The sequence below is a fragment of the Streptomyces sp. A01 genome (assembly GCF_059026195.1).
Window position 1 is genome coordinate 180,414 of the sequence record NZ_JBWLKN010000001.1, and the last position, 23,775, is coordinate 204,188.

The following is a 23,775-nucleotide window of genomic DNA, read 5'->3' on the forward strand; positions in this document are numbered from 1 at the left end:
AACCTTGATGACAACGCGCGAGGAGCGACGAGTCTGTGATGAATGAGGAAAAGCTCCTCGGCTATCTCCGGCGGGTGACCGCCGACCTGCAAGAGGCGCGGCTGCGACTGCGCGACCTTGAGGCCGGTCACCAGGAGCCGATCGCCATCGTGGGCATGGCCTGCCGCTACCCCGGCGGCGTCAGCTCGCCGGAGGACCTGTGGCAGCTGGTGTCCGCGGGCACCGACGCGGTGTCCGCACTCCCGGAGAACCGCGGCTGGGATACGGAGAACCTCTACAACCCGGACCCGGAACACCTCGGCACCTCCTACGCGCGGGAGGGCGGCTTCCTCTACGACGCGGGGGAGTTCGACCCCACCCCCTTCGGGATCTCCCCGCGTGAGGCGCTGGCCACCGACCCGCAGCACCGTCTGTTGCTGGAGACCTCCTGGGAGGTGTTCGAGCGGGCCGGTCTCGCCCCGTCCTCGATGAAGGGCAGCCGTACCGGCGTGTTCGCCGGGGTGATGTACCACGACTACGCCGCCAGGCTGCGCGCCGTACCCGCCGATGTGGCCGGGTACATCGGCAACGGCAACTCGGGCAGCATCGCCTCGGGCCGGGTGGCCTACACCTACGGTCTTGAAGGCCCCGCCGTCACCCTCGACACCGCCTGTTCGTCGTCGCTGGTCGCCCTCCACCTCGCCGTCCAGGCGCTGCGCTCCGGAGAGTGCTCGATGGCGCTGGCCGGCGGGGTCTCGGTGATGTCGTCCCCGGGCACGCTGGTGGAGTTCTCCCGGCAGCGGGGGCTGGCGGCGGACGGCCGGTGCAAGGCGTTCGCCGCCGCCGCGGACGGCACAGGACTGGCCGAAGGCGCCGGCATGCTCCTGCTGGAGCGGCTGTCCGACGCCCAGCGCGACGGCCGCCCGGTACTGGCCGTGGTGCGCGGCTCAGCGGTCAACCAGGACGGCGCGTCCAACGGCATGACGGCGCCTAACGGGCCCTCGCAGCAGCGGGTGATCCGGCAGGCCCTGGCCGACGCCCGGCTGTCCGCCGACGAGATCGACGCCGTGGAGGCACACGGCACCGGCACCAGGCTGGGCGACCCGATCGAGGCCCAGGCGCTGCTGGCCACCTACGGCCAGGAGCGCCCGGTGGACCGTCCGCTGTGGCTCGGATCGCTGAAGTCCAACATCGGGCACGCCCAGGCCGCCGCCGGGGTGGGCGGTGTGATCAAGATGGTGATGGCGATGCGGCACGGCGCGTTGCCGCGCACCCTGCACATCGACGAGCCCTCGCCGCAGGTCGACTGGTCCGCAGGCCAGGTGTCGCTGCTGACGGAGGCCCAGCAGTGGCCGGAGACCGGCCGGCCGCGCCGCGCGGGCGTCTCCTCGTTCGGCATCAGCGGCACCAACGCGCACGCCATCGTGGAACAGGCACCGGCCGAGCGGATACCGGCGGAGCAGCCACCGGCCGCGGACCCCGGCGCCTCACCGGAGCCCACCGTACGGGCCGACACGGTGCCATGGGTCCTGACCGGCAAGTCCGAAAGCGCCCTGCGCGCCCAGGCACTCCGGCTCCGCACCCACCTCGACACCAACCCGGACACCGACCAGGACGTCAACCCGGACACCGACCCCCGGAACGTCGGCCTGTCCCTGGTGACCTCCCGCGCGCTCATGGACCACCGCGCCGCGGTGGTGGCAGCGGACCGGGACGCCTTCGCCGCCGGACTGGCCGCGCTCGCCGAAGGCCGGGACGCGCCCGGCGTGGTACGAGGCGTCGCTTCCCGCCGCAGCAAGCTGGCCCTGCTCTTCACGGGACAGGGCGCGCAGCGGGCCGGGATGGGTCGGGAACTGCACGAGGCGTTCCCGGTGTTCGCCGAGGCGTTCGACGCGGTGTGCGCGGGGTTCGATGCCGAGTTGGACCGGCCCCTGCGTGAGGTGGTCTTCGGTGACACCGAGCTGATCGACCAGACCGTCTATGCCCAGGCGGGGTTGTTCGCGCTTGAGGTGGCGTTGTTCCGGCTGGTCGAGTCGTGGGGATTGGCGCCGGATTACCTGGCGGGTCATTCCATTGGTGAGTTGAGCGCCGCGTTTGTGGCGGGTGTGTGGTCGCTGGCGGATGCGTGTGTGCTGGTGGCGGCGCGAGGCCGGTTGATGCAGGCGCTGCCGTCCGGTGGTGCGATGGTGGCGGTGCGGGCGACCGAGGCCGAGGTGGCGGCGGTACTCGTCGACCGTACGGACCGGGTGTCGATCGCCGCCGTCAACGGTCCGTCGTCGGTGGTGGTTTCGGGCGGTGAGGACGCGGTCACCGAGATCGCGGAGGGTTTCCGGGGCCAGGGTCGTAAGACCAAGCGGCTGACGGTCTCCCACGCGTTCCACTCGCCGCTGATGGAGCCGATGCTGGCCGACTTCCGCAAGGTCGCCGAGGGCCTGACGTACAGCGTCCCGCGTATACCGGTCGTATCGAATGTGACGGGCGAGCTCGCAGCGTCCGAGGACCTGTGCGCCCCGGAGTACTGGGTGCGGCATGTCCGGGAAGCGGTCCGGTTCACTGACGGCGTCCGTACCCTCGCCGAGCAGGGCGTGACCACCTTTATCGAGCTGGGTCCTGACGGGGTGCTGTCGGCGATGGGGCAGGACAGCGCGGCTGATTCCGGCGCGGTGTTCGTGCCGGTACTGCGTGCCGAGCGTTCCGAGCCGCAGACTCTCACTCTCGCGGTCGCGCAGGCCCACGCACGCGGCACGGTGGTGGACTGGGACCGGTTCTTCGCGGGCCGGGGCGCCCGTCGGGTGGACTTGCCGACGTACGCCTTCCAGCGCGAGCGGTACTGGCTGGACAGCGGCGTTCCGGCGGGGGATGTCGAGTTCGCCGGTCTGGGAGCGGGGGACCACCCGTTGCTGGGCGCTGCCGTGGAACTGCCGGACACCGGTGGGCTGCTGCTCACCGGACGGCTGTCGCTGGACACCCACCCCTGGCTCGCCGACCACGCCGTAGCCGGTGTGGTGCTGCTCCCTGGTACGGCCCTGGTGGACCTGGTCGGGCGGGCCGGGGACCGGCTGGGCTGCGACCGGCTGATCGAGCTGACGCTGCGGGCCCCGCTGATCCTGTCCGAACAGGGCTCTGTCGCCCTACAGGTGGTGGTGGGCGCGGCCGACGAGGACGGGCAGCGCACGGTGCGGGTGTACTCCCGCCCGGCGGGTGCCGGCACCGACCCGGAGTGGACCCTCAACGCCGAGGGCGTGCTCGCCGCCACCGCGCCGGACCCCACGCCCCTGTGGACCCCGCAGGTCTGGCCGCCCACCGGAGCCGAACCGGTGCCCCTGGACGGCTTCTACGAGCGGCTGGCCGACGCCGGGTTCGCCTACGGACCGGCCTTCCAGGGCCTGCGGGCAGCCTGGCGGCTCGGCGACGAGGTCTTCGCCGAGGTGGAACCGCCGGACCAGGTGCGCGACGCGGCCGACGGCTTCGGTATCCACCCGGCCCTGCTGGACGCGGCCATGCACGGGCTGAACCTGGGCGGCCTGCTGGCCGACACCGGCCAGGGACGGCTGCCGTTCTCCTGGAGCGGGGTGCGGCTGCACTCCACTGGCGCCGCCACGCTGCGGGTGCGGCTGGCCTCGGCCGGGACGGATGCCGTCTCCCTCGCGGCCGTCGACATCTCGGGTACTCCGGTGGTGTCCGTGGCGTCCCTGGTGCTGCGGCCGGTCAGCGCCGGGCAGTTGCGGGCAGGGGCCCACCAGCGGTCGCTGTTCCAGCTGGAGTGGACGCCGGTGTCCGTACCGGCCACCGGCCACCAACGCACCGACCGGTGCGCCCTGGTGGGCCCCGACCATCGCGGGCTGCGTCAGACGTTCGCGGACGCGGGCGTCACCGCCGTCGGCCACCAGGACCTGGCGGCGCTGTCGGATTCCGTACGGGAGTCCGGCGGCACGGTTCCGGACCTGGTGCTGGCGGGTGTGCCTGGGCCCGCTGACGCCGCGAGTCCGGTGGACCGCGCGCATCAGGTGGCCCGTACCGTTCTGAGCCTGTCGCAGTCCTGGCTGGCGGACGAGCGGTTCGCCTCAGCGCGGCTGGTGGTGGTCACCCAGGGCGCGGCGGCTCCGGCCGTGGTGGACCCGGCGGCGGCCACCGCGTGGGGCCTGGTGCGTTCCGCGCAGGCCGAACACCCCGGCCGCTTCGTCCTGCTGGACCTGGACGGTGCGGAGGAGTCCCGCGCCGCGGTGCCTTCCGCCCTCGGTACGGACGAGCCGCAGCTGGTCATCCGTCAGGGTGCGGTGTCCGCCGCCCGGCTCGTACGGGCAGCGGTGACGCCGCCCGGCTCCGAGCCCGCTGCGCGTGAGGACGAGGAGGGGGACGGGACCACCGAGAACGAGAACGGGGCTCACGGCACCGTACTCGTCACCGGTGGCACCGGGGCGCTGGGCGCACTGGTGGCCCGGCACCTGGTCGCCGCGCGCGGCGTGCGGCACCTGGTGCTCACCAGCAGGCAGGGCGCCGCCGCGCCCGGCGCCGCCGAACTGACCGCGGAGCTGGCCGAGCTGGGCGCGTCCGTGACGATCGCCGCGGTCGACGTCGCCGACCGGGACGCGCTGGCGGAGGCACTGGCCGCCATCCCGGCCGCTCACCCGCTGACCGGGGTGGTGCACACCGCGGGAGTGGTGGCGGACGGGGTGATCGGCTCGCTGACCTCGGAGGGGATGGCCGAGGTGCTCCGCCCCAAGGTGGACGGGGCCTGGCATCTCCATGAGCTGACCGCGGAAGCGGACCTGTCCATGTTCGTCCTGTTCTCGTCGCTGGCGGGCACCCTGGGCGGAGCCGGTCAGGGCAACTACGCGGCGGCGAACGCGTTCCTGGACGCGCTGGCCCACCACCGGCGGGCGGCCGGCCGTCCCGCGGTCTCCCTGGCGTGGGGCATGTGGGCCAGGCTCAGCGGCATGACCGGGGGACTCAGCCCGGCCGAACTGCGACGGCTGCGCCGGGCGGGCCTCGGGGCGCTGTCCGACCAGGAGGGCCTGGCACTCTTCGACGCGGCGACCGCGGGCGAGGAAGCCACGCTGGTCCCGATGCGGCTCGAACCAGGCGAGGCGGCGGGCGACCTGGTGCCGCCACTGCTGCGGGACCTGGTACGTTCCCCGGCGCGCCGTAGTCAGCCCGTCGCCGCCGCCGTCGCCGACACCGGCGCCCTGCGGCGCGCACTGCTGGAGCTGCCGGAGGCCGAGTGGGACCAGGTCCTCGATGCGGCGGTACGTGACCAGGTGGCGGCTGTGCTCGGCCACCCGTCGGGTGCGGCGATCGACAGCGACCAGCCCTTCACGGACATGGGGTTCGATTCGCTGGCCGCCATCGAGCTGCGCAACCGGCTCACCGCGGCGGGCGGGTTCCGGCTGTCGGCGACGCTGATCTTCGACCATCCGACGCCGGGCGCGGTCGCCACGCACCTGCGCGAGATGCTGCTGGCGGAAGCCGACGACAAGGACGCCGCCGAGCAGGGCGAGCCGGTGACCGGCACCTCCTCCGGCCCGGAGCGGGCCGGTTCCATCGAGGCTCTGTTCCGCCAGGCATGCGCCGCCGGACAGTACGAGGACGGCGTGGAACTCCTGATGGCGGCGTCCCGGATACGCCCCGCCTTCGACGCCGAGGACGGGGCCAGGCACGCCCCGAAACCGGTCCGGCTCTCCCGTGGCCCGAGGCGGCCGTCACTGGTCTGCTTCGCCGCCCCGGTGGCCCTGTCCAGCGCCCACCAGTACGCCCGCTTCGCGGCGGCCTTCCACGGCACCGCCGACGTCTCGGTGCTGGTGCCCCCCGGCTTCACCGAAGGGGAAGCGCTGCCGCGGTCGGTCGAGGCGGTCATCGCCACTCAGGCGGACACGGTGCTGGCCTGCGCCGAAGGAGGGCCCGTCGTCCTGGCCGGGCACTCCTCCGGCGGCTGGCTCGCCCACGCCGTGGCCGCTCGGCTGGAGAATCTGGGGGTGGCGCTCGCCGGTGTCGTGCTGCTGGACACCTATCTGCCCGGCAACGACGCCACCCGCGGCTTCGCGTCGGTCTTCATGGACAGCATGTTCGACCGGGAGGGGGTGGTGGACGGCGTGAACTTCGCCAGGCTGACCGGCATGGGCGGCTACTTCCGGCTCTTCGCGGACTGGAAGCCGACCGGCATCGCCGCCCCCACCCTGTTCGTCCGCGCCGGTGAGCAGATCGTCAAGGAGGACCAGCCCGGCGCCCCCGCCCTGCGGGCCTCCTGGCAGCTGCCGCACACGGCGGTCGACGTGCCGGGGAACCACTGGACCATGATGGAGGAGCACGCCGGTGCGGCGGCCCGGTCGGTCCGCGACTGGCTCGGCCACCCCCACTCCTGAGGCGCCCCGGCCTCGATAAGCCGCCCCGCCCCGGCGTCCCTGCGACGCCGGGGCGGGGCCTTTCCGTACCGGCCGCACTCCGAGCCGGGCGGAGCACGGCGGCCGGGACGTGCACACTGCGGGGACCGATGGCATCAGAAGGGTGAACGCATGAGCAGGGTGAACGGATGAGCGCGCGCTTCGAGGAGATCGACTGGCGCCCGACACCGATGGGCGACATCAGCCTGCGGCGCCGGCGGGACCCGGTGTCCGGCGACGACGTGTACGAGGTGAAGCTCGGCGACGAGTTCCTCATGTCCAGCCTCTTCACGGCGGGAGAGATCGCGCTCACCCGGCTCGGCCTGGCGAAGCTGCCGGACGCCGACCTGGACGTCGCCGTGGGCGGGCTCGGTCTCGGGTACACCGCGCAGGAGGCGCTGGAGGACCCGCGAGTGCGCTCGCTGCTCGTGGTCGACGCGCTCGCCGAGGTGATCGACTGGCACGAACGCGGACTCGTACCGCTGGGTACGCGCCTGACCTCGGATGCCCGCTGCCGACTGCTCCACGGCGATTTCTTCGCGATGGCCGCCGATCCGGGCGGCCTGGACCCCCAGGCGCCGGACCGCCGTTTCCACGCCATCCTCCTGGACGTCGACCACTCCCCACGCCACGTGCTGCACCCGCGTCACGCGGCGCTCTACCAGCCCGCCGGAATGCGCGCTCTCGCCCGGCTTCTCCACCCGGGCGGCGTCTTCGCCCTGTGGTCCAACGACCCGCCCGACGCACCGTTCAGGTCCGTGCTCGCAGAGGTCTTCGCGGAAGAGGAAGCCCACGTCGTCAACTTCGACAACCCCCTGCAAGGGGGAACTGCCGCCAACACCGTCTACGTGGCGAAAAAGGAAGGCGGAGAAGGAAGCCGGCACGGCTGACCGACGAGCCTCGCCCTGGGGACTGTCTCCGAGTCTGCTCGACCGCCAGGAGACCTTCAGCGGAGCGTCAGGGGACAGGGGACAGGGGTCAGCGGGGCGCCGTGCATCACGTGGTGGCCGGAGGCGCGGTGGCACGCGACTCCGGCGGCGCCCATCCCGCAACTGGGGGATGGGCATCGGTCCGTGGTCCGCACAGGATCACACGTGTCCGGGCGACCTGCCCGCCCAGCCACGACCACTGCCAAGGAGTCACCCACCCATGCACGCCGTCATCGCCACCCGGCACGGAGGACCCGAGGTCCTTGAGTCCGTCACCGCTCACCCCGACCCCCGCCCCGCCGCAGGTCAGGTTCTGGTGGACCTCGCCGTGAGCGGGGTCAACTTCATCGACGTCAGCCAGCGCAGCGGCGTCTTCGCGACGCCCACACCGTTCGTCCCGGGCGTTGAGGGAGCCGGTACGGTCGCCGCCCTCGGCCCGGATGTGTCGGGGGTGGCGGTGGGAGACCGGGTGGCCTGGGCCATGGACGGTTCCGTCAGTACCGCCCACGGTGCCTACGCGGAGCGCGCCGTGGTCACCGCCAACCGCCTGGTGCCGATTCCCGACGCCCTGGGCACCGAGGACGCGGCGGCGGTGCTGATGCACGGCATGACCGCGCACTACCTCACCCACGACACCTACCGCGTCGAGGCCGGTGACACCGTCCTCGTCCACGCCGGTGCGGGCGGCTTGGGGCGCATGCTCACGCAGTACGCCGTGGCGCGGGGCGCCCGGGTCATCGCGACCGTCTCCTCCCCGGCCAAGGAGGCGGTGGCCCGGGACGCCGGAGCCGACGCCGTTGTCGGCTATGAGGCGTTCGCCGAGCAGGTGCGGGACCTGACGGGCGGCCAGGGCGTCGCGGCCGTCTACGACGGCATCGGCGCCGCCACCTTCGACGGCAGCCTCGCGAGCCTGCGCACGCGCGGCACGATGGTGCTCCAGGGCGGTGCCGGCGGACCCGTCGAGGCGTTCGACACCGGGCGCCTGCTGAGTGGCGGTTCGCTGTTCCTCACCCGGCCCGGCATCGCGCACTACACCCAGGACCCGGCGGAGATGCTGGACCGTGCACGGGACGTGTTCGCCCGGACCGTCAGCGGCGAGCTGCGGGTGCACATCGGCGGGCGGTACGCGCTCAGCGAGGCGCGCCGCGCGCACGAGGACCTCCAGTCCCGGCGGACCACCGGGAAGCTTCTGCTCATCCCCTAGGTTGACGCCGCTGACGCGGACCCCGCCCACCGGCAGTGGCTCCGTACGACCGGACAGGGAGCGACACGGCCGTGACACCTCACCCCGCCACGTGGAAGCGTGACGAACTGCTCGCCCGCGCGGTGGAGGCACCCGACGCACTCACCCTGTTCGCGACCGTCTCCACCCGGCTGTCCCGGCTCGTCCAGTACGACGCGGCGGTGTGGCGCGCGACGGACCCGCTCACCGGGCTGATGGCCGCGCCGGTCCGCGTGGAGAACATCGACGAGGGCGGCTGTGCCGTGTTCTGGACCAGCGAGTCCCACCCGGACACGGTCAACCCCTTCCGCATCCTCGTGGGTGCCCAAGTCCCGGCGGCCGCGCTGCGCGCCAGCACCGGTGACCGCCCCGAACTCAGCCCGCTCTACGGCGCGTACCTGCGCCCGCGCCGCTTCGGTGACGAACTGCGCGCGGTGCTGCGGGTCGCGGGGCGGCCATGGGGCAGTGTCAGCCTGTTCCGGGAGGAGAGCCGACCGGCGTTCACCAGCGCAGACACCGACCTGGTCGCGGGACTGTCAGCGCCGCTCGCCGCGCGGCTGCGCGGCTTCCTGCGGCCGGGCCCGGTGGACGACCCGCACCGACTGGGCGAGGCGACGGGGGTGCTGCTCTTCGACAGGTCCGGGCGGCTGGTGTCGGCCAACGAGCAGGCCCGGGAGCGGATCGCGCAGGTCCGCGGCGGGTATCCCGAAGGTTCCACGCCGTCATCCATGCCGGTTTGGATCAACACGCTGGCCGCGGCCGGTACGGGCCGGGTGCGGGTGCGCACCCGGCACGGGCACTGGCTGGCGTGCCACGCCTCGCGGCTGAGCGGTGATGACGCCTTCACCGTGGTGATGATCGAACCCGCGCCGGTGTCCGAGGTGGCCGCGATCATCGTGGAGACCTACGAGCTGACCGCGCGCGAGAGGGAGGTCACCCGGCTGGTCGCGGGCGGCATGGCGACCGCCGACATCGCGCGGCAGCTGCGGATCACCGGCCACACCGTCCGCGACCACGTCAAGTCGGTGCTGGCCAAGGTGGGTGTCACCAGCCGGGGCGAACTGGTCGCCAAGCTGTTCAGCGAGCACATCTCGCCCGCCGCCGCGCGCACCGTGGAACGCGTCCGCACGGCGAGCTGACCCTGCCTGAGCGCCGACCCGCCGGCCCGGGGCAGGGCCCGTGGTCCTTCGCGGTCAAGGGATGTGGCACTGCGTGACATCCTTAGACGGTGCTCCTCACAGACAACGACCACAGCATCGAACTGCGTCCGCTCGGATATCAGTACCCCTCGCCCAGCGGTGACCGATATGACGACAACTGGCTGGCCATTGAGGGCGAGGTGACCACGCCCGAGGGCACGTGGTCCTTCACCGACCCCTGTCTGCTGACGGACGAGGCCCGAGAGGTGTCTCCCTGGCTACGCTCCGTAGCGGGGTCCGTCACGGACCAGCCGGATGGAGACAGCGAGCCGCCGGAGGACCTGTCCTTCCTTGAGCCCGCGCTGTCCTTCAGCGTCAGCAGCTGGAACGACGACGCCGGGGTGGTAGAGGTGCGCTTCTCGCAGGAGGTCGCCCCGCCGTGGCGGTACGACCATGAGCGGATGGACGAGTTCGTGGTCGAGCTGCGGGTCACCGCCGCCGGGCTGCACCGGGCGGCCGACGAGTGGGACCGCTCCCTGGCCGAGTTCCCCTCGCGTTGATCTCCGGGTCCGTTCCGCGGACCGCGGCGGTGGTCGTGCGGCCGCGAGCCGAGCGGGCGCGGTCGCGACGGGGGGATGTCCGCGTGGCGTCGACCGAGGTTGTTGTCAAACGGGTCGACCCGTATGGTAAATCGTATGAGCTCCTTTCCGTCCTCCAGGGGACGTCCCAGGGACCCCCGCTCGCACGAGGCGATCGTCAGCGCGGCCACAGAGCTGGTGACCGAGGTCGGCTACGCCGCGACATCGATCGGGGCGGTGGCCGCCCGTGCCGGTGTCGGCAAGGACACGGTCTACCGGCGGTGGCGGGGCAAGCCGGAGCTGGTCTTCGAGGCCGTGTTCACGACCACCGACCATGCCCCGACCCCGGACACCGGAACGCTGGCCGGGGACCTGACCGTACTGCTGCGGGGCCTGGTCGACGAGTTCCAGGCACCCGCCGCCGCAGCGGCGCTCCCGGGGCTGCTCGCTGACTTCGCCGCCGATCCGGTACTGAAGACGCGCATTCGCAGCGACTTCCTGGCCCCCTCGAAGGAACGGCTGCTGATCGTCTTCGAGCGCGCCGTGGAGCGCGGGGAGATCGCGGTCGGCACGCCCGTGGATCTGGTCCTGGACACGCTGGCAGGAGCCGTGCTCTTCCACGTCGGTCTGGTCGGGGAACACCCCGACCCTCAGCTGGCCGACCGGCTGGCTGCTGTCATAGCCAAAGGAATCGAGCTCCGATGAACGGCTGGCTTCTCGCAGCGGGCATCACCGCGTCCGGTGTGGCCGTGGCGCACATCGTCGGCGGGCACCGGGATACGGTGCGCCCGCTGCTGTCCTGCGGACTCGCCGACGAACCCAAGCGCTGCCTTCACGCCGTGTGGCACATGGTGAGCGTTGACCTGGTGCTCTCCGCGGCCGCCTTGGTCTACCTCGCGCTGGCGGACGACACGTCAGCGACCGGGCTGATGGCGTGGTTCGTGGCCGCGCACTTCGCGGCGTACGCAGTCGCCTTCCTGGTCGTCACGCTGTCGGTCGGCTGGCCGAAGCCACTGCTTCGGCTGCCGCAGTGGCTTCTCCTCCTGCCGGTCGCGGCCCTGAGCGTGGCGGGTGCCGCCTAGCGACAGCCCCGGAGAGACACAGCCGCGGTGCCCGCGGGGTGCGGTCCACCGCTTCGCGGCCGGCGGGTTCGACGCGCTGGAGGATGTCCTGTCTCTGCCCGTATATCTGATTCGGCGCGGCCGGCGTCCCTGCGCTCGTGGACAGACCTGCAGCCCGCGGGCACCGCTCAGCAGGTCTGCGCCCTGGGTCACTGCTTGCCCGGCTCTCCGGGCTGTGACATGTCTCAGATTCATCAATTGCTCCAGGGCATCGGTGCTTGGGGTGTCTCCGCGGATCGACGGAGACACCCTGGCCGGGGCGGCCGGCCTCACACCGTCTATCCGCTGAACTGGCCGGGCGTGTAGTCGCCACCTGGCACAGCGGCGATGACACCGAGCCGGTTGCTGGCGTTGATCAGCGCGATCAGGCAGGTCAGCGCGGCCAGCTGTTCCTCGCTGTAGTACTTGGCGGCGTTCGCCCACACATCGTCCGGCACACCACCGGCAGCGTCGGCAATCCGGGTTCCCTGCTCGGCCACTTCAAGGGCCGCCCGTTCCTCGTCGGTGAAGACCGTGGTCTCGCGCCAGACCGCAACCAGGTTCACCCGGGTGGCGCTCTGCCCGGCGTGCGCCAGATCCTTGCCGTGGATGTCGGTGCAGAATCCACAACCGTTGACCTGGCTCACGCGCAACAGCACCAGGTCGATCGTGGTCCTGGGCAGCAGGCCGCTGTTGATCACGGCCATGCTCGCCGTGTTGATGCCCTTCATGGCCTTGCCGGCGATCTTGTCGCCCATGAGATTCACGCGCGCGGACATAGTGCACTCCTCATCGTGGTGATCGCTGTGGTTGTCGCCGCACCATGACGCGGCGCGGTGGTGATGCTCAGTCGGCTCGGACCGGGGTGTTCTGGCAGGCGTGCAGCAGCCAGGCCCCGTCGCCCTGCTTGGTCATGACGTACAGCGGGGCGCCCTCCGACTCACCGCCGGGCGCGTGGTAGACCTGCCTGACTTTGACGGCCGCCACGTCCGGTCGCAGGAACCTGGTGTGGACGACCTCGTAGGTGACGTCTCCGTCCCAGTCGGCCTTCGGTAGCACGGCGCGGGTGAATTCGGCGATGGCGTCGAGACCGACCAGGACCTTGCCGTGGGCGGTCGTCCACAGTGCGTCGGGGTGGAACAGGGACAGGAAGCCCTCGGCGTCCTTGGCCCTCTGGGTGCCCTCGACGGCGGCCGCGACCTGCGCGACGGCGCTGACGTCGCCGGGTGGAGCGTATTCGGTGTTCACGACGATCTCGCTTTCCGGTCCTGGAAGTGGGGATCAGGTGCGGGCATGAGCTGGGGCGAGGGCCTCACGCAGAAAGGCGTCGAAGCACTGGAGCCAGGGGAAATCGGCGCGCAGGGTGGGGATGTCGGCTCGGTAGCCGTCCTTGGCGAACCACTCGTACATCCGTTCCTGGATCGGCTTGGCCACCAGACGCGTGGGGACACCGGTGACCTGTTGGTAAGTGGCCGCCACCTGCTCGAAGCTGATTGCGTCTCCGGCGATCGCCAGCCGGGCGCCGAGGTATTCCTCGGGCTTGGCGAACACCGCGGCGGCAATCCGGCCGATATCCGAGGCGGCGATCATCTGCATGGGGCGGCCGGGAATCACCGGCAGCTCCAGGACGCGTTCGTCGGCGGCGTCGGCGTACCACAGCAGGTTGTCCATGAAGAACACCGGCCGCAGGATCGTCGCCATCGGGAAGGTGGCGGCGACGTGCTCCTCGATGCGGGCCTTGGATTCGAAGTGGTCGATGCCGGTGGCCCGTTCGGCGCCGTCGACGGAGCTGTAGACCAAGTGCGCGACCCCTGCGGCCCGGGCGGCGTCCGCCACGGCGATGCCGCGGCGGACCTCGGTGGCCAGCTCTTCCTCGGTGACGGCCAGCGGCTGGACACTGAACACGCCGTGGGCGCCGGCGGCAGCCCGGGCAAGTGACTCCGCGTCATCGAGATCGCCGCGCACCAAGGTCGCCCCGGCCTGTGCCAGGGCGCGGGCGGGGGCCGCGTCCGCGTCGCGTATCAGGGCCCGCACGTTCCAGCCGTCAGCGAGCAGCGCCAGGGCGGCGGCGCCGCCCTGGTGTCCGGTCGCTCCAGCGACCAGCACTGTCTTGTTCGAGTCCATAGGATTCCTCGCTCCCTCTTAGTGCGGAGCAATTTGCTCCGCACACCGGTGACAGTACTGCGGAGCAAATCACTCCGCAAGGTCTAGAATGGCGGGCATGAACGTCTCCAGACGGCAGCTGGCCCGGCAGGCCGAGGTCGCCCGCAACGACGAAGCCCTCCTCCGGGCCGCCCGCCGGGTCTTCGCCCGCGACGGCGAGCGCGCCTCCGTCAACGCGATCGCCGAGGCCGCCGGCGTCGGCATGGGCACGCTCTACCGCCGCTACAACAGCAAGGCAGCCCTGTACGAGCGGCTGCTGGTGCTGTCGAACCAGCAGTGGAACGCGGCCGTGCGTACGGCCGCCGACCACCCCGACCCTTGGCAGGGACTGCAGGACCTGGTGATCGAGAGTGTCGAGTACGGCCAGGGCACACTCGCCCCGCTGAGGAAGCTGACCTCACTGCCCCCGCCCACGGCCGACCTGGCGTCCGCGGTGGACCGGGACTTCGCCGCACTTGTGGACCGCGCGCACGCGTGTGGCGGACTCCGCCGGGACGCGACGGCCACCGACATCCTTCTCCTCATCGAGCAGCTGGGCCGGTCTCCCCTGGTCGAACAGATCGAGGAGCTGGGCGAGGCCGCGCTCACCGCGGAGGCACGGGCCGCCCGGCGCCGCCTGATCGCGATCGCCCTGGGCGGCCTCGCCGCTGCACCGCACGCCGGCCTCCCCGGACCGCCCCCTGCCCACCACCTGCTGACGGCGCGTTGGCGCGCCGCCGATTGATGCAGCGAAAGAGGTGTGACAGGGAGGCGCTGAGCGTTTCAGAGTGGCCACCGATAGGCGGCGGTGAGAGCACAATGCGCGAGGCACCCGCGCCGTCGAGAGAGGTGTTCGACGTTGCAACTCATCAACTTGGGGTACCTCGTTGGTCTCCTGTCCTGCTGCACTCGTCCTGCCTCATGCGCTGGTCGAGTGGGCCACCATGCTCATCGTCACGCGCGAGGGTGAGCGTCGCCGCAAGCTCCCGCCGCACCAACGCGCGCCGCTCTGGTGTGCCTGCGCCGGCACGACTCCCTTGCCCGGACGGCCGCCGGTTTCGGCATCTCGGTCGGCACCACCCACGCCTACACCACCGCGGTGATCGACCTCCTGGCCGCCCGGGCACCCGGCCTGCTCAAGGTCTGCGCGAGCACGACACGGAGTACGTACTGCTCGACGGGACGCTCGCCGAGTGCGCCGCGGGGGAAACGGCCGGGCCGACTACTCGAACAAGCACCGCCGCCACGGCGTGAACGTGCAGGTCGTGGCCAGCCCGACCGGGCAGTTCCAGGCCCAGCCATGCCGGTGCGGCAACCGCCATACCGCCGCCGGTGAGCAGTCGACGTCGAACTTCAGGGAGATCACTGCCCGGATTCGGGCCAGGGGCCAGCGCTGGTCTTCCCGGCCGTATACGGCCGGGCCTTTGGCCAGTTCCCTCTCCAACTCGGCGAACCGCTCATTGGGCGTAGCCCTACACCGGCCTACCGCAGGGATCGCTGGCCGTCACCCTCTCCGACAACGCCACGAACAGCTCAGTAGGCCGCGCGCAGGTGGACGGTCATGGTCAGGCTGCCGGGAAGGGCCTCGCAGGCGACGCGCACATGCCCGGCCAGGGTGTCCCGGGCGGGCGGCGCCGTCGAGGCGGGGGACATCCACGAGTCCAGAGCGCGGTGGAAGGCGGACACCAGCATGTCCAGGGCCAGCCGGGGCCGCAGGTCGTCCGGGTCGTGGAAATCCAGGCGGCGGTGGAGGGTGGCTTGTGCGGTGCGCGTGGTGCGGTGACAGAAATGCAGACCGTGCGCGTCCATCGACGGGGTCTGCTCGGCCAGTTGGCGGCTGAGCCGCAGGCGGCGCGTCCAGCCCTCCACCGCCGTCATACGGTCCACCCCGGCGAGCAGGGACCCCTCCAGCATGTCCAGCACGGTGCTGCCCCGGGGGTCGCGGGTCTCCAGGTCGTCGAGGAAGGCGAGCCACAGATCCTGCGTGGGCGCCATGGCCACGTCTTCCTTGCTGGTGAAGTACCGGAAGAACGTGCGCTTGGAGACCTCCACCGCGTCACAGAGCTCGTCGAGGGTCACTCCGCCGAAGCCTCGCTCGCCGAAGAGCTCCAGGGATGTGTCGATCAAGGTCTGCCGTGTGCGCAGCTTCTTCCGTTCGCGCAGTGGCAGGCGGTCCTCGCCTTCCGGCCCCGGCAGCGCATGCGTCATGGCGTCCTCCATGGCGTCAGCGTACCCGAGGGGTAAACGCCGCCTGCAAGCTTATGCCACCTAGTGGCAGCCACCGGGGCCGGGGCACTCTGGTGCGGCCACGCGGGTCAGTGGACGGAGACGCTGTCGTGGTGCTGGTGGGGTGCCGGGGGCTCCGCGTGGTGGCGGCCCTGGCGCGGCCCGGGCGGACCGGCCACCAGGTGCCCCGGCCGAGGAGCGCGGCGAGCGCGGGCACCAGCACGAGGGAGAGGACGAACGCGGAGAGCATGATGCCGAGCGCCGTCGCGAAGCCGATCCGCCGGACACGGCTCAGTCCTGGCACACCCGGTCCGTGCCGGGGCCGCCGGACAGGGTGTCCTTGCCGGCGCCGCCACGCAGCAGGTCGTCACCGCTGTTGCCGTAGATCGTGTCGTCGTCCGCGCCGCCGTACAGCTTGTCGTTGCCGCGCCCGCCCAGGATCGTGTCCCTGTCCTGTGAGCCGTGCACGGTGTCGTTGCCGTCACCTCCGGTCAGGGTCCGGGGCTCGTTCTCGCCGCTGGTGCCGTATACGGTGTCGTTGCCCGGGCCGCCGTCGCAGTCGTGGGCGCAGCGGGTCAGTGTGTCGTTGCCCCGACCGCCGTAGGAGCCCTCGCCGTACACCCCGCCGCCCGACTCAAGGCGGTCGGAGCCGTCCTCGCCGTACTGGGAGATATGGCCGTCGCCTTTGAGGGTGTCGTCGCCCAGGCCGCCGCGGAACTCCAGGTAGGCGCTGTTCCCCGGGGCCACGGTGACGGTGTCGTCCATGTCGCCGACGGACGCCACGAGGGTGGTCAGGTCGGACGCGCTGTCGCCCGGCGTCGAGACCGTGCAGGCCACGACGGTGCGGTCGGCCGGGTCCGGATGGGCACAGCCGGCCCCGGCGGTGATGGCGACGCGATCGTCGATGGTGAGGTCGTACACGCCGTCCCACTCGTCGGCGTCGCGGTACCGGACCGTGATGGTCACCGCGTTGACCTGGCCCGCGGCGGCGTCGTAGCGCATCTGCGACCCTGAGACGACGTGTGCGGTCGCGGCCGCGGTGTCGTCGGCCAGGGACGGCGTGCCGGTGAGGCCGGTGACCGCCGCCGAGCAGGCGACGGCGGCGGCGAGGGCGAGCGGGCGAAGGCGGCGTGTCCGTAACGGTTGAGCGGGCATGGTCGTATCTCCCCAGGAGGTCCGTGGTGCGGTCAGTCCGGTTCGGTGTGGTCGGGGCCGTCAGGCGCGGTCGGTGGCGGCCCCACCTCACTCGGTGAGACCGTTCACACCGGCCACCGTTGTGCGCGCACACCACTTGTTCACCGGGGGTTCATCGCCTGACGAAGCGGCGGCGCGCCGCTTCGGTCGGCGGGAGGGGACCCGCGGCAGCCGACCACGAAGGGGTCCGCCAGGCGGGGCGTTTGGGCTGACGGTGGCAGAACCGACGGTCGGCCGTGGGTCGTTGTCCTGCTCCCGGCTGATGTGGAACGGGACGGCCGACGGCCGCGGCGGGGGACATCGGCGTATGCCACTGGTCGTTTCTGTCGAGGTATGCGGTAGGCGAATGGCTGACCAGGCGTACACAGGCCGTGCGGTGGTGTACGGCCCTCCGGTGCGGCGGAGCCGCCCTGCCGGACCGGGTGGGTACGGTGAACTCGCTACGGCGCACCGCTGATCCGGCGCCTGTTTTCCCAGCCGGGCGTACCGAATGCAACAGTTGAAACGCTGTCTATTCCCTATGGTCCGGCCCGTGTCTCTATTTGCCTCAGCTTAATAGCGGCGTAACGACCTCCACCTATAATGGTCACGCACGGTCGAGCATGCGGTCTCTTGCTGTACCCGGGCCCGGCTGCGGTCTTCGCCCGTCGGGTCTACAGTGGCCGCTACACGGGGAATTGGGCCAATAGTTGAATGCGTCGCTGTAGCGCATTCGGGGGTAAAACGTGTCCATGCCTTCTGCGCCGTCAGGACATCGATTGTTATATGGAGTGCTAGGGAGGCTGCAGGTGGTCCGCGGCGGTGTCGATGTGTCGCCGCGGCCACCCAAGGTCGCCAAGCTGCTCGCCCTGCTGATCGTGCGGGCCGGGGAGCCTGTGCCGGCCGACAAACTCATCACGGAGCTGTGGGGGCAGCATCCGCCGCGGTCCGCCATCGCGAGTTTACATGTCCATGTCTCCCAGCTCCGGAAACTTCTGCACCGCTCCGGTGCGGGCTCGCCGATCATTACGTCCTCGGCCGGATATACCTTGGAGCTTGGCGGGGCCGAGCTTGACGTGAGGGAATTTGAGAGGCTCTACGAAAGAGGCAGAGCGTGGTACCGCGCGGCCGACTTCGCGGCCGCGTCCGAGTGCCTTGGTAAGGCCCTCGGCGTATGGCGCGGTCCCGTGCTGGACGGCGTTTCCGGTTCCGTGGAGATTGACTCATTCGCAGCGGTCCTGGAGGAAAAACAGCTCAATTGCATTGAGCTGGCGATTGAATCCGGCCTGGCGCTCGGCAGACACCATCAGGTCGTTGAGGAACTCAAGGGGCTCGTCGTCCAGCACCGGCTGCATGAACCGTTCTACCGGCAGCTGATGGTGGCCTTGTACCGGGCGGGGAGGCAAGGCGACGCTCTGGGGGTGTACCGCAGGGCCCGCCGGGTGATCAGAGAGGAGCTTGGCGTGGAACCGGGGCCTTCGCTGCGCGGGGCTCAGGAGGCGATCCTCCGGGAGGACGTGGCGCGGCTCGAAGCGCGCGGTCCGGGAAGCGTCTATCGCTGACGGGTCCGGAGCCGCCCTGCCGCCCGGAGCCGCGGGCACGTCTCATCAGGCAAGTCGGGCCAGGCGAGTCGGGCCAGTCAAGCCGTCAGTCGACGGCCACCGCCGGGGTGGGCGCCACGGTGTCGGCCAGCCATCCGAACAGCCGGTCGTGGAAGAGGCCCATGGCGCCCGAATGGCAGTGGGCGCCGCCGCCGTCGTCCGAGGAGAAGACATGGAGTGTCTTGGGGGAGTCGAGCCCGGTGTGGACCTTCTTCGCGTGTTCGAGACCGGCGAAGAACACGTCCTCCTCGGCGTCCAGCACGAGCACCGGGCAGCGCACCTGGCCGATGACGTCGGCGAGAGCGAACGCGGGCATCCGCCGCAGCAGATCGGCGGGCGTCTCGGCGCCGAAGGTCCACAGTGCCTGCCGTAACAGCCAGCGGGTGAACGTCTGCTGGGCCGCGATGCCGTACATCACCGGATTGGCGAACTCGTCGCGGCCTCGCGCGACCCAGTCCAGGACGAACGGCGGCAGCGCGACGACATCACCGAGCTGCCAGACGGCGTCATGCGCGACGCAGGCGGCCAGCCGGTCCTCGAACGCCGCGGCGCGCACGGCCAGCAGACCTCCCAGGCTGGTGCCCATCAGCACCAGCCGGGAGGGGTCCACACCGTCCTGGGCGAGAGCGAAATCCACGACGGGGGAGACCACGCGCTCCCAGTCGGGCCGGAAGGTCAGCCCCTGCTCGCGCAGCACCGAGCCCTGGCCCGGCCCCTCGAAGCACAGGCAGTGATATCCGCGGGCCGCGGCGGCGGCCGCGACGAAGAAGAACCCCTCTTCGAGCGTGGAGTCGATGCCGCCGTGGTGGATGATCGTCGGCCGTGGTCCGTGAGAGTCGTCGGCCCGGTAGAAGTAGCCGGGCAGCGTGCCGTCCTCGTACGGTATCCGGACAGGCCGCGGCGGGCGGTCCATCAGCCGGGCGGCCTCCCCGAAGGTGTCCTGCGAGAGGCGCATCAGCCGGGCGGCCTCGGGGTCGTGGGCCGGATCGTCGCGGAGGAAGAACTCGGCCGTCCTGTAGTAGTTGTGGGCGCGCAGCAGTGCCCCGCGGGCGTCGACGGTCCGTCCCTGGCCCAGCGCCTCGGCGGCGAGCTTGTGTACGCGCTCGGCCAGGGTGGCCCACTCGCGGTGCCAGGCGCCGGTGTCGCCGTCCGGGATACGTGAGGCGACCGCGATGACCTCGCCGAGCTGGGCGCCGCCGAAGTCCGCGTAGCCGGCGGCCCGCAAGGCCTCGTAGTCGAAGGCTGGATCGTCGAAGAGGAATCTCATGGCTGCGGCTCCTGTGTGTGGCGGGATGCTCCGTGGGTGTGCGTCGGCTCGCGTCGGCGCGGCCGAACCGTACGAAGGTGTGGGGGGAGTTGACGTGCTGGCCGGTCCTATGGCGAACAGGGTTGGACGCGGGTGCCGTTGAGGAAGGTGTCGACGGTGTTCTCGGCGAAGGCGGCCGTCTCGACCGGCCGCTGCCGGAGGATCAGCCGGGAGAGCATGGGACCGGTGAGCAGTTCCACTGCCTGGTCCATGTCAAGTCCGGGGCGCAGCTCGCCGTTGTCGGTTGCCTCGCGCAGCGCCTGCTGGATCGCGTCCCGCCGCCCGGCGACCACCGTGTTCTCGAATCGCTCGATGAGTTGCGGACGGCGCACGGCTTCACTGAGGAGGCCGGCGAGGAGCCGGTGGAGGTTGGTGTCCTGGCCGCGGTGCCGGATCTGGTCGACCAGTACCACCAGCTTGTCCCGCAGGGGCAGGCCCTCCAGCGGCGGTACGGGGAGGTCCAGTTCGGCCAGGGCGGCGAGGACGAGTTCTTCCTTGTTGGGCCAGCGGCGGTAGATGGTGGCGCGGGCGACCCCGGCCCGCTGGGCCACCAGGTCCATGGACAGCGCGCTGAAGCCGCATCCCTCACCGAGGAGCGCGAGGGTGCTGTGCAAGATGGCCCGGTCCGCGGCCGGATCACGTTTGCGGCCGCCCCGGGGAACGCGCCCCGGGGCGATCATCCGGTCCTGGCGGCCCGCGGACTCGGGCCGGCCGCCGGAGGCTGTGCCGTCCTCCGGCGGGCTCGCGGGTTCCGTCACCTCTGGCCTCCGTGATGTGGGGATGTCCTCTGGTGCTCACGGCCTCCGCGGCCGTGCGGCCTGCGTCCGCGGGGAGGCGTGGGCGGCAGGCGGGGCAGGCGCGGGCGCCGATGGCCGTGCGGCGCTCGGGTGACCGGACCTGCTCGGCGATGCGGAGGATGGAGCTGAGGGTTCGCATACTCCACTCCTCGGAAGGGAGAGGTGTGCGTGAACAGCCGTGCGATGCCGAGTGAATCCATGGACTACGTTAAGCCCATGGCTTAATCGAGTCAACACTGTATCGAAACAATGTTGACTCGTAATTCACATGGAGAACCGGCCAGTTGGCGCCGGGCGCGACGCGCGTCACGGCAGCGGCCCTACCGCGTGGCTGAGCAGGAACCGTTCCGCGACGATGCCGCTGTGCAGCCGCCAGCCGGGCGCCTCGGGGGAGTGCCACAGGCTTCCGGTCGGGCCCGCGCGCCGGAGCCGGAAGCGCACGCTGGAGAAGTCCAGCCGGAGCCCGACGCCGAGCGCCTTCGCGTACGCCTCCTTGAGCGTCCACACGCCCAGCAGCGCACGGTCGCGTGCGTCCACCGGCAACTCCCGCAGCGCGGCGAGCTCTTCGGGATGGCAGACCTTCTCCGGCAGCCCCGGTGTCATCAGCGGCCGGTCCACCGCCTCGATGTCCACCCCGGTCCTGCGCGCCCGGGCGACGGCCACCACCAGCAGATCGGCGGTGTGGCTGAGGCTCACCTCAAGACCGGCGGGCTCGCGGACCACCGGACGCCCGAAGGGGCCGCGCCGGGTCACCACCCGCGCCGGGTCGAGGTCGCCCGCCGCTGCCACGGCGTGGCGCAGCAGCGTGCGGGAGCCCAACAGCCTGGCCCGCACGGCTGGTTCCGTCGCCGCCTGGTACCGGGGCCAGTCCGCGCCGAGGAGTTCGCGCGCGTCCTGCCCGGTGCGCGCCGCCCAGGACGCCCAGTCGGATGTCCGGCCGTGGCGCACCGCGTACCCGTGGTGCCGCAGGTCGACGCGGAGGCGCCGCCCCGGCGCCGACGCCGCCCCGGTCCCGTCGCCCGGCGGCCACGGGCCGACCGGCGGTCGCGCCCCGGCGGGCGCCTGACCCGAAGCCGTCCCCGTCCTCGTATCCCGCACCGCAGCCCTCTCGTTGTCGCCGACGCCGCACGGGCGGCATCAGGCACGCCGTGCCAGCACGCCGTGTTTGCGCTTGAACACACACTGTTGTAGTCGGCCCGGCCCCGGCCTGTCCGTCAAACGCCCCACCTGCGACGTGCGCTGCAAGGACATCTTTAGGGGTCCTTTTCAGCGGTCTCCCACGATGTGGAGGCGAGTGGCACCCGGTGCCGCAGCAGAACCCGCGCATCCGACAGCGGAGCCGCGTATATGACAGCGGAAAGGACTTTTCGTGCCGCAGCAACCGCAGCACCAGACCATGGCCGAAGCCGTACGCGTCGGGGTGGAGCGCCACCCCGACCGCGCGGCGTTCGTATACCTGCATGAGGACGGCCCGCGCATGCGGCCCGAGGAACTCACCTACCGAGAGCTCGATCGCCGGGCCCGTGTCGTGGCCGGCCGGCTGCGCGAGGAGGCCGGGGGCGACCCCACGCGCCCCGTGCTGCTGCTCTACCCGCCCACACTGGAATTCGTCACGGCCTTCCTGGGCTGCTTCTACGCCGGGCGTACGGCCATTCCCGCGCCGCTCCCCGACGAGCCCGGGGAGCGGCTGGCCCGGGTCGGCGGCATTCTGCGCGACGCCTCGGTGGGGACGGTCCTGACACAGCCTCAGTACCAGCAGGCCATCGCGGCCTGGCTCGCCTCCTCCGGGCAGCAGCAGGTGGCGTGCCTCGCGGCGAGCGGCGAGGACACGGGTGACCCCGGCGACTGGCTCATGCCCGAGGTCAGCGACACGGATGTGGCCTTCTTGCAGTACAGCTCGGGCTCCACCAGCGAGCCCAAGGGCGTCATGGTCACCCACGCCAACCTGGCGGCCAATCAGGAGGCCATCCGCAAGGCCCTGATCACCCCGGAGGGCGTCGTCGCGGGCAGCTGGCTGCCGCTCTACCACGACATGGGGCTCATCGGGATGACCATGCAGCCGCTGTGGGTGGGCGGCACGAGTGTGCAGATGTCGCCCATCTCGTTCATCAAGCAGCCGCACCGCTGGCTGCGCATGATCCACGACTACCGGGTCGAGGGCACCGCGTCGCCCAACTTCGGCTACGAGCTGTGCACCCGCCGGGTCACCGAGGAACAGGCGGCGGGACTCGACCTGTCGTGCCTGCGCGTGGCCCTCAACGGAGCCGAGCCGGTGCGCGCCGACACGCTCCGCGCCTTCACCGAGCGGTTCGCCGCCCACGGGCTGCGTCCCCAGACCCTGCTCCCCGTATACGGCCTGGCGGAGAACACCCTGCTGGTCAGTGGTGGCGACACCGAGAAGACGCACGTCGAGCTGACCGTGGACACCCACGCGCTGGAGCAGGACGATCTGCTGCCCGCGCGGACCGACCGCGGGACCAGGAAGCTGGTCAGCAGCGGCCGGGCCCAGGGCACCGACATCCTGATCGTGGACCCGATGACCCGCCAGGTGCTGCCCGACGGGCGGGTGGGGGAGATCTGGCTGCGCGGGCCCTCGGTGTGCTCCGGGTACTGGAACCGCCCCGAGCTCACCGCCGAGATGTTCCGGGCGACGACCGCGGACGGGCGCGAGGGCTGGTTCCGCACCGGCGACCTCGGTGCCCTGCTCGACGAAGAGCTGTACGTCACCGGGCGGATCAAGGAAATGCTGATCCACCGCGGACGCAACCTCTACCCCCAGGACATCGAACAGGCCGTGCAGGAGTCGGGACCGGCCTACCGGCACGGCGGCGGAGCGGTGTTCAGCGTCTTCGACGGCGCGAGTGACCGCGTGGTCGTCGTGCAGGAGCTGCGCCCCCAGGGCTACGAGGAGGGGGAGCCGGCCGGGCTGGCCGCGGACGTCCAGGGGCTGCTCAGCCGCCAGTTCCAGCTTCCCTCCGTGAGCGTCGTGCTCGTGCGCCCCGGGGTGATCCGCAAGACGACCAGCGGCAAAACTCAGCGCACGCTCATGCGGCAGCTCTTTCTCGACGGTGCGCTGCCCGTCCTGTACCAGCGGCTGGAACCCCAGGTCGCCGCCCTGTTCGCAGACGGCGACGAGGCAGACGGCGACGAGGATGTCGCCGCCGCCGGGCCCGCCGCCGCCCCCAGCCACCCGTGATCAGCCCATC

The 23,775-nt window shown here is 71.5% G+C and carries 19 protein-coding genes and 1 pseudogene; 11 read left to right on the plus strand and 9 right to left on the minus strand.

What is annotated here, in order from left to right; genetic code table 11:
* Positions 1-35: 35 nt before the first annotated feature.
* From AC5P1B_RS00560 to AC5P1B_RS00590, 7 genes are all read left to right on the plus strand, one after another.
* Positions 36-6,338, plus strand: a complete 6,303-nt coding sequence (locus AC5P1B_RS00560; protein ID WP_493884109.1) for a type I polyketide synthase — start codon at positions 36-38, stop codon at positions 6,336-6,338.
* Between the two features lie 167 nt (positions 6,339-6,505).
* Positions 6,506-7,246, plus strand: a complete 741-nt coding sequence (locus tag AC5P1B_RS00565) for a spermidine synthase (RefSeq protein WP_493884110.1) — start codon at positions 6,506-6,508, stop codon at positions 7,244-7,246.
* A 259-nt stretch (positions 7,247-7,505) separates the two neighbouring features.
* Positions 7,506-8,489, plus strand: a complete 984-nt coding sequence (locus tag AC5P1B_RS00570) for a quinone oxidoreductase family protein (RefSeq protein ID WP_493884111.1) — start codon at positions 7,506-7,508, stop codon at positions 8,487-8,489.
* 71 nt (positions 8,490-8,560) lie between these two features.
* Positions 8,561-9,646, plus strand: a complete 1,086-nt coding sequence (locus tag AC5P1B_RS00575; RefSeq protein WP_493884112.1) for a helix-turn-helix transcriptional regulator — start codon at positions 8,561-8,563, stop codon at positions 9,644-9,646.
* An 89-nt stretch (positions 9,647-9,735) separates the two neighbouring features.
* Complete coding sequence (locus AC5P1B_RS00580) at positions 9,736-10,206, plus strand: WapI family immunity protein (RefSeq protein WP_493884113.1); 471 nt, start codon at positions 9,736-9,738, stop codon at positions 10,204-10,206.
* Positions 10,207-10,341: 135 nt separating this feature from the next.
* Complete coding sequence (locus tag AC5P1B_RS00585; protein ID WP_493884114.1) at positions 10,342-10,929, plus strand: TetR/AcrR family transcriptional regulator; 588 nt, start codon at positions 10,342-10,344, stop codon at positions 10,927-10,929.
* Positions 10,926-11,306, plus strand: a complete 381-nt coding sequence (locus AC5P1B_RS00590; RefSeq protein ID WP_493884115.1) for a hypothetical protein — start codon at positions 10,926-10,928, stop codon at positions 11,304-11,306. The genes AC5P1B_RS00585 and AC5P1B_RS00590 overlap by 4 nt, the downstream gene beginning before the upstream one ends.
* Positions 11,307-11,623: 317 nt before the next feature.
* On the opposite strand, the gene AC5P1B_RS00595 is transcribed toward AC5P1B_RS00590, so the two are convergent.
* The 3 genes from AC5P1B_RS00595 to AC5P1B_RS00605 form a co-directional block, all read right to left on the minus strand.
* On the minus strand, positions 11,624-12,103 hold the full coding sequence (locus AC5P1B_RS00595; RefSeq protein ID WP_493884116.1) for a carboxymuconolactone decarboxylase family protein: 480 nt from the start codon (positions 12,101-12,103) through the stop codon (positions 11,624-11,626).
* Positions 12,104-12,170: 67 nt separating this feature from the next.
* Entirely contained in the window at positions 12,171-12,572 is a 402-nt protein-coding gene (locus AC5P1B_RS00600; RefSeq protein WP_493884117.1) for an SgcJ/EcaC family oxidoreductase, read from the minus strand.
* Between the two features lie 33 nt (positions 12,573-12,605).
* The gene (locus AC5P1B_RS00605) at positions 12,606-13,448 is read right to left on the minus strand and encodes an NmrA family NAD(P)-binding protein (protein WP_493884118.1); all 843 of its coding nucleotides are present in this window, start codon (positions 13,446-13,448) and stop codon (positions 12,606-12,608) included.
* 97 nt (positions 13,449-13,545) lie between these two features.
* Here AC5P1B_RS00605 and AC5P1B_RS00610 point away from each other — a divergent pair, with 97 nt between their 5' ends.
* Positions 13,546-14,211, plus strand: a complete 666-nt coding sequence (locus AC5P1B_RS00610; protein ID WP_493884119.1) for a TetR/AcrR family transcriptional regulator — start codon at positions 13,546-13,548, stop codon at positions 14,209-14,211.
* Between the two features lie 142 nt (positions 14,212-14,353).
* Positions 14,354-14,752 (plus strand): annotated as a pseudogene (locus AC5P1B_RS00615) (helix-turn-helix domain-containing protein); the annotation flags it as partial.
* Here the strand turns inward: AC5P1B_RS00615 and AC5P1B_RS00620 are convergent.
* The 3 genes from AC5P1B_RS00620 to AC5P1B_RS00630 all read right to left on the minus strand — a co-directional run bounded on the left by AC5P1B_RS00620 (position 14,689) and on the right by AC5P1B_RS00630 (position 16,847).
* A complete protein-coding gene (locus AC5P1B_RS00620) occupies positions 14,689-14,832 on the minus strand; it encodes a helix-turn-helix domain-containing protein (protein ID WP_493884120.1) in 144 nt (47 codons plus the stop codon). The pseudogene AC5P1B_RS00615 and the gene AC5P1B_RS00620 sit on opposite strands and share 64 nt — an antisense overlap.
* A gap of 167 nt (positions 14,833-14,999) precedes the next feature.
* A complete protein-coding gene (locus tag AC5P1B_RS00625) occupies positions 15,000-15,686 on the minus strand; it encodes a TetR/AcrR family transcriptional regulator (RefSeq protein ID WP_493884121.1) in 687 nt (228 codons plus the stop codon).
* Positions 15,687-15,983: 297 nt separating this feature from the next.
* Positions 15,984-16,847, minus strand: coding sequence for a calcium-binding protein (locus AC5P1B_RS00630; RefSeq protein WP_493884122.1), 864 nt, complete (start codon positions 16,845-16,847; stop codon positions 15,984-15,986).
* Between the two features lie 827 nt (positions 16,848-17,674).
* Between AC5P1B_RS00630 and AC5P1B_RS00635 the strand changes: the two genes are divergently transcribed.
* Positions 17,675-18,427 carry an AfsR/SARP family transcriptional regulator gene (locus AC5P1B_RS00635; protein ID WP_493884123.1) on the plus strand — a complete coding sequence of 251 codons (753 nt, stop codon included), beginning with the start codon at positions 17,675-17,677 and terminating at the stop codon, positions 18,425-18,427.
* An 85-nt stretch (positions 18,428-18,512) separates the two neighbouring features.
* Here AC5P1B_RS00635 and AC5P1B_RS00640 read toward each other — a convergent pair whose 3' ends face one another.
* The 3 genes from AC5P1B_RS00640 to AC5P1B_RS00650 all read right to left on the minus strand — a co-directional run bounded on the left by AC5P1B_RS00640 (position 18,513) and on the right by AC5P1B_RS00650 (position 21,667).
* On the minus strand, positions 18,513-19,733 hold the full coding sequence (locus tag AC5P1B_RS00640) for an alpha/beta hydrolase family protein (protein ID WP_493884124.1): 1,221 nt from the start codon (positions 19,731-19,733) through the stop codon (positions 18,513-18,515).
* A 107-nt stretch (positions 19,734-19,840) separates the two neighbouring features.
* Positions 19,841-20,530 (minus strand): TetR/AcrR family transcriptional regulator, encoded by a 690-nt coding sequence (locus AC5P1B_RS00645; RefSeq protein ID WP_493884125.1) that lies wholly within the window; start codon positions 20,528-20,530, stop codon positions 19,841-19,843.
* Positions 20,531-20,875: 345 nt separating this feature from the next.
* A complete protein-coding gene (locus AC5P1B_RS00650) occupies positions 20,876-21,667 on the minus strand; it encodes a 4'-phosphopantetheinyl transferase family protein (protein WP_493884126.1) in 792 nt (263 codons plus the stop codon).
* Positions 21,668-21,938: 271 nt separating this feature from the next.
* Between AC5P1B_RS00650 and AC5P1B_RS00655 the strand changes: the two genes are divergently transcribed.
* Positions 21,939-23,765, plus strand: a complete 1,827-nt coding sequence (locus AC5P1B_RS00655; RefSeq protein ID WP_493884127.1) for a fatty acyl-AMP ligase — start codon at positions 21,939-21,941, stop codon at positions 23,763-23,765.
* Positions 23,766-23,775 lie beyond the last annotated feature (10 nt).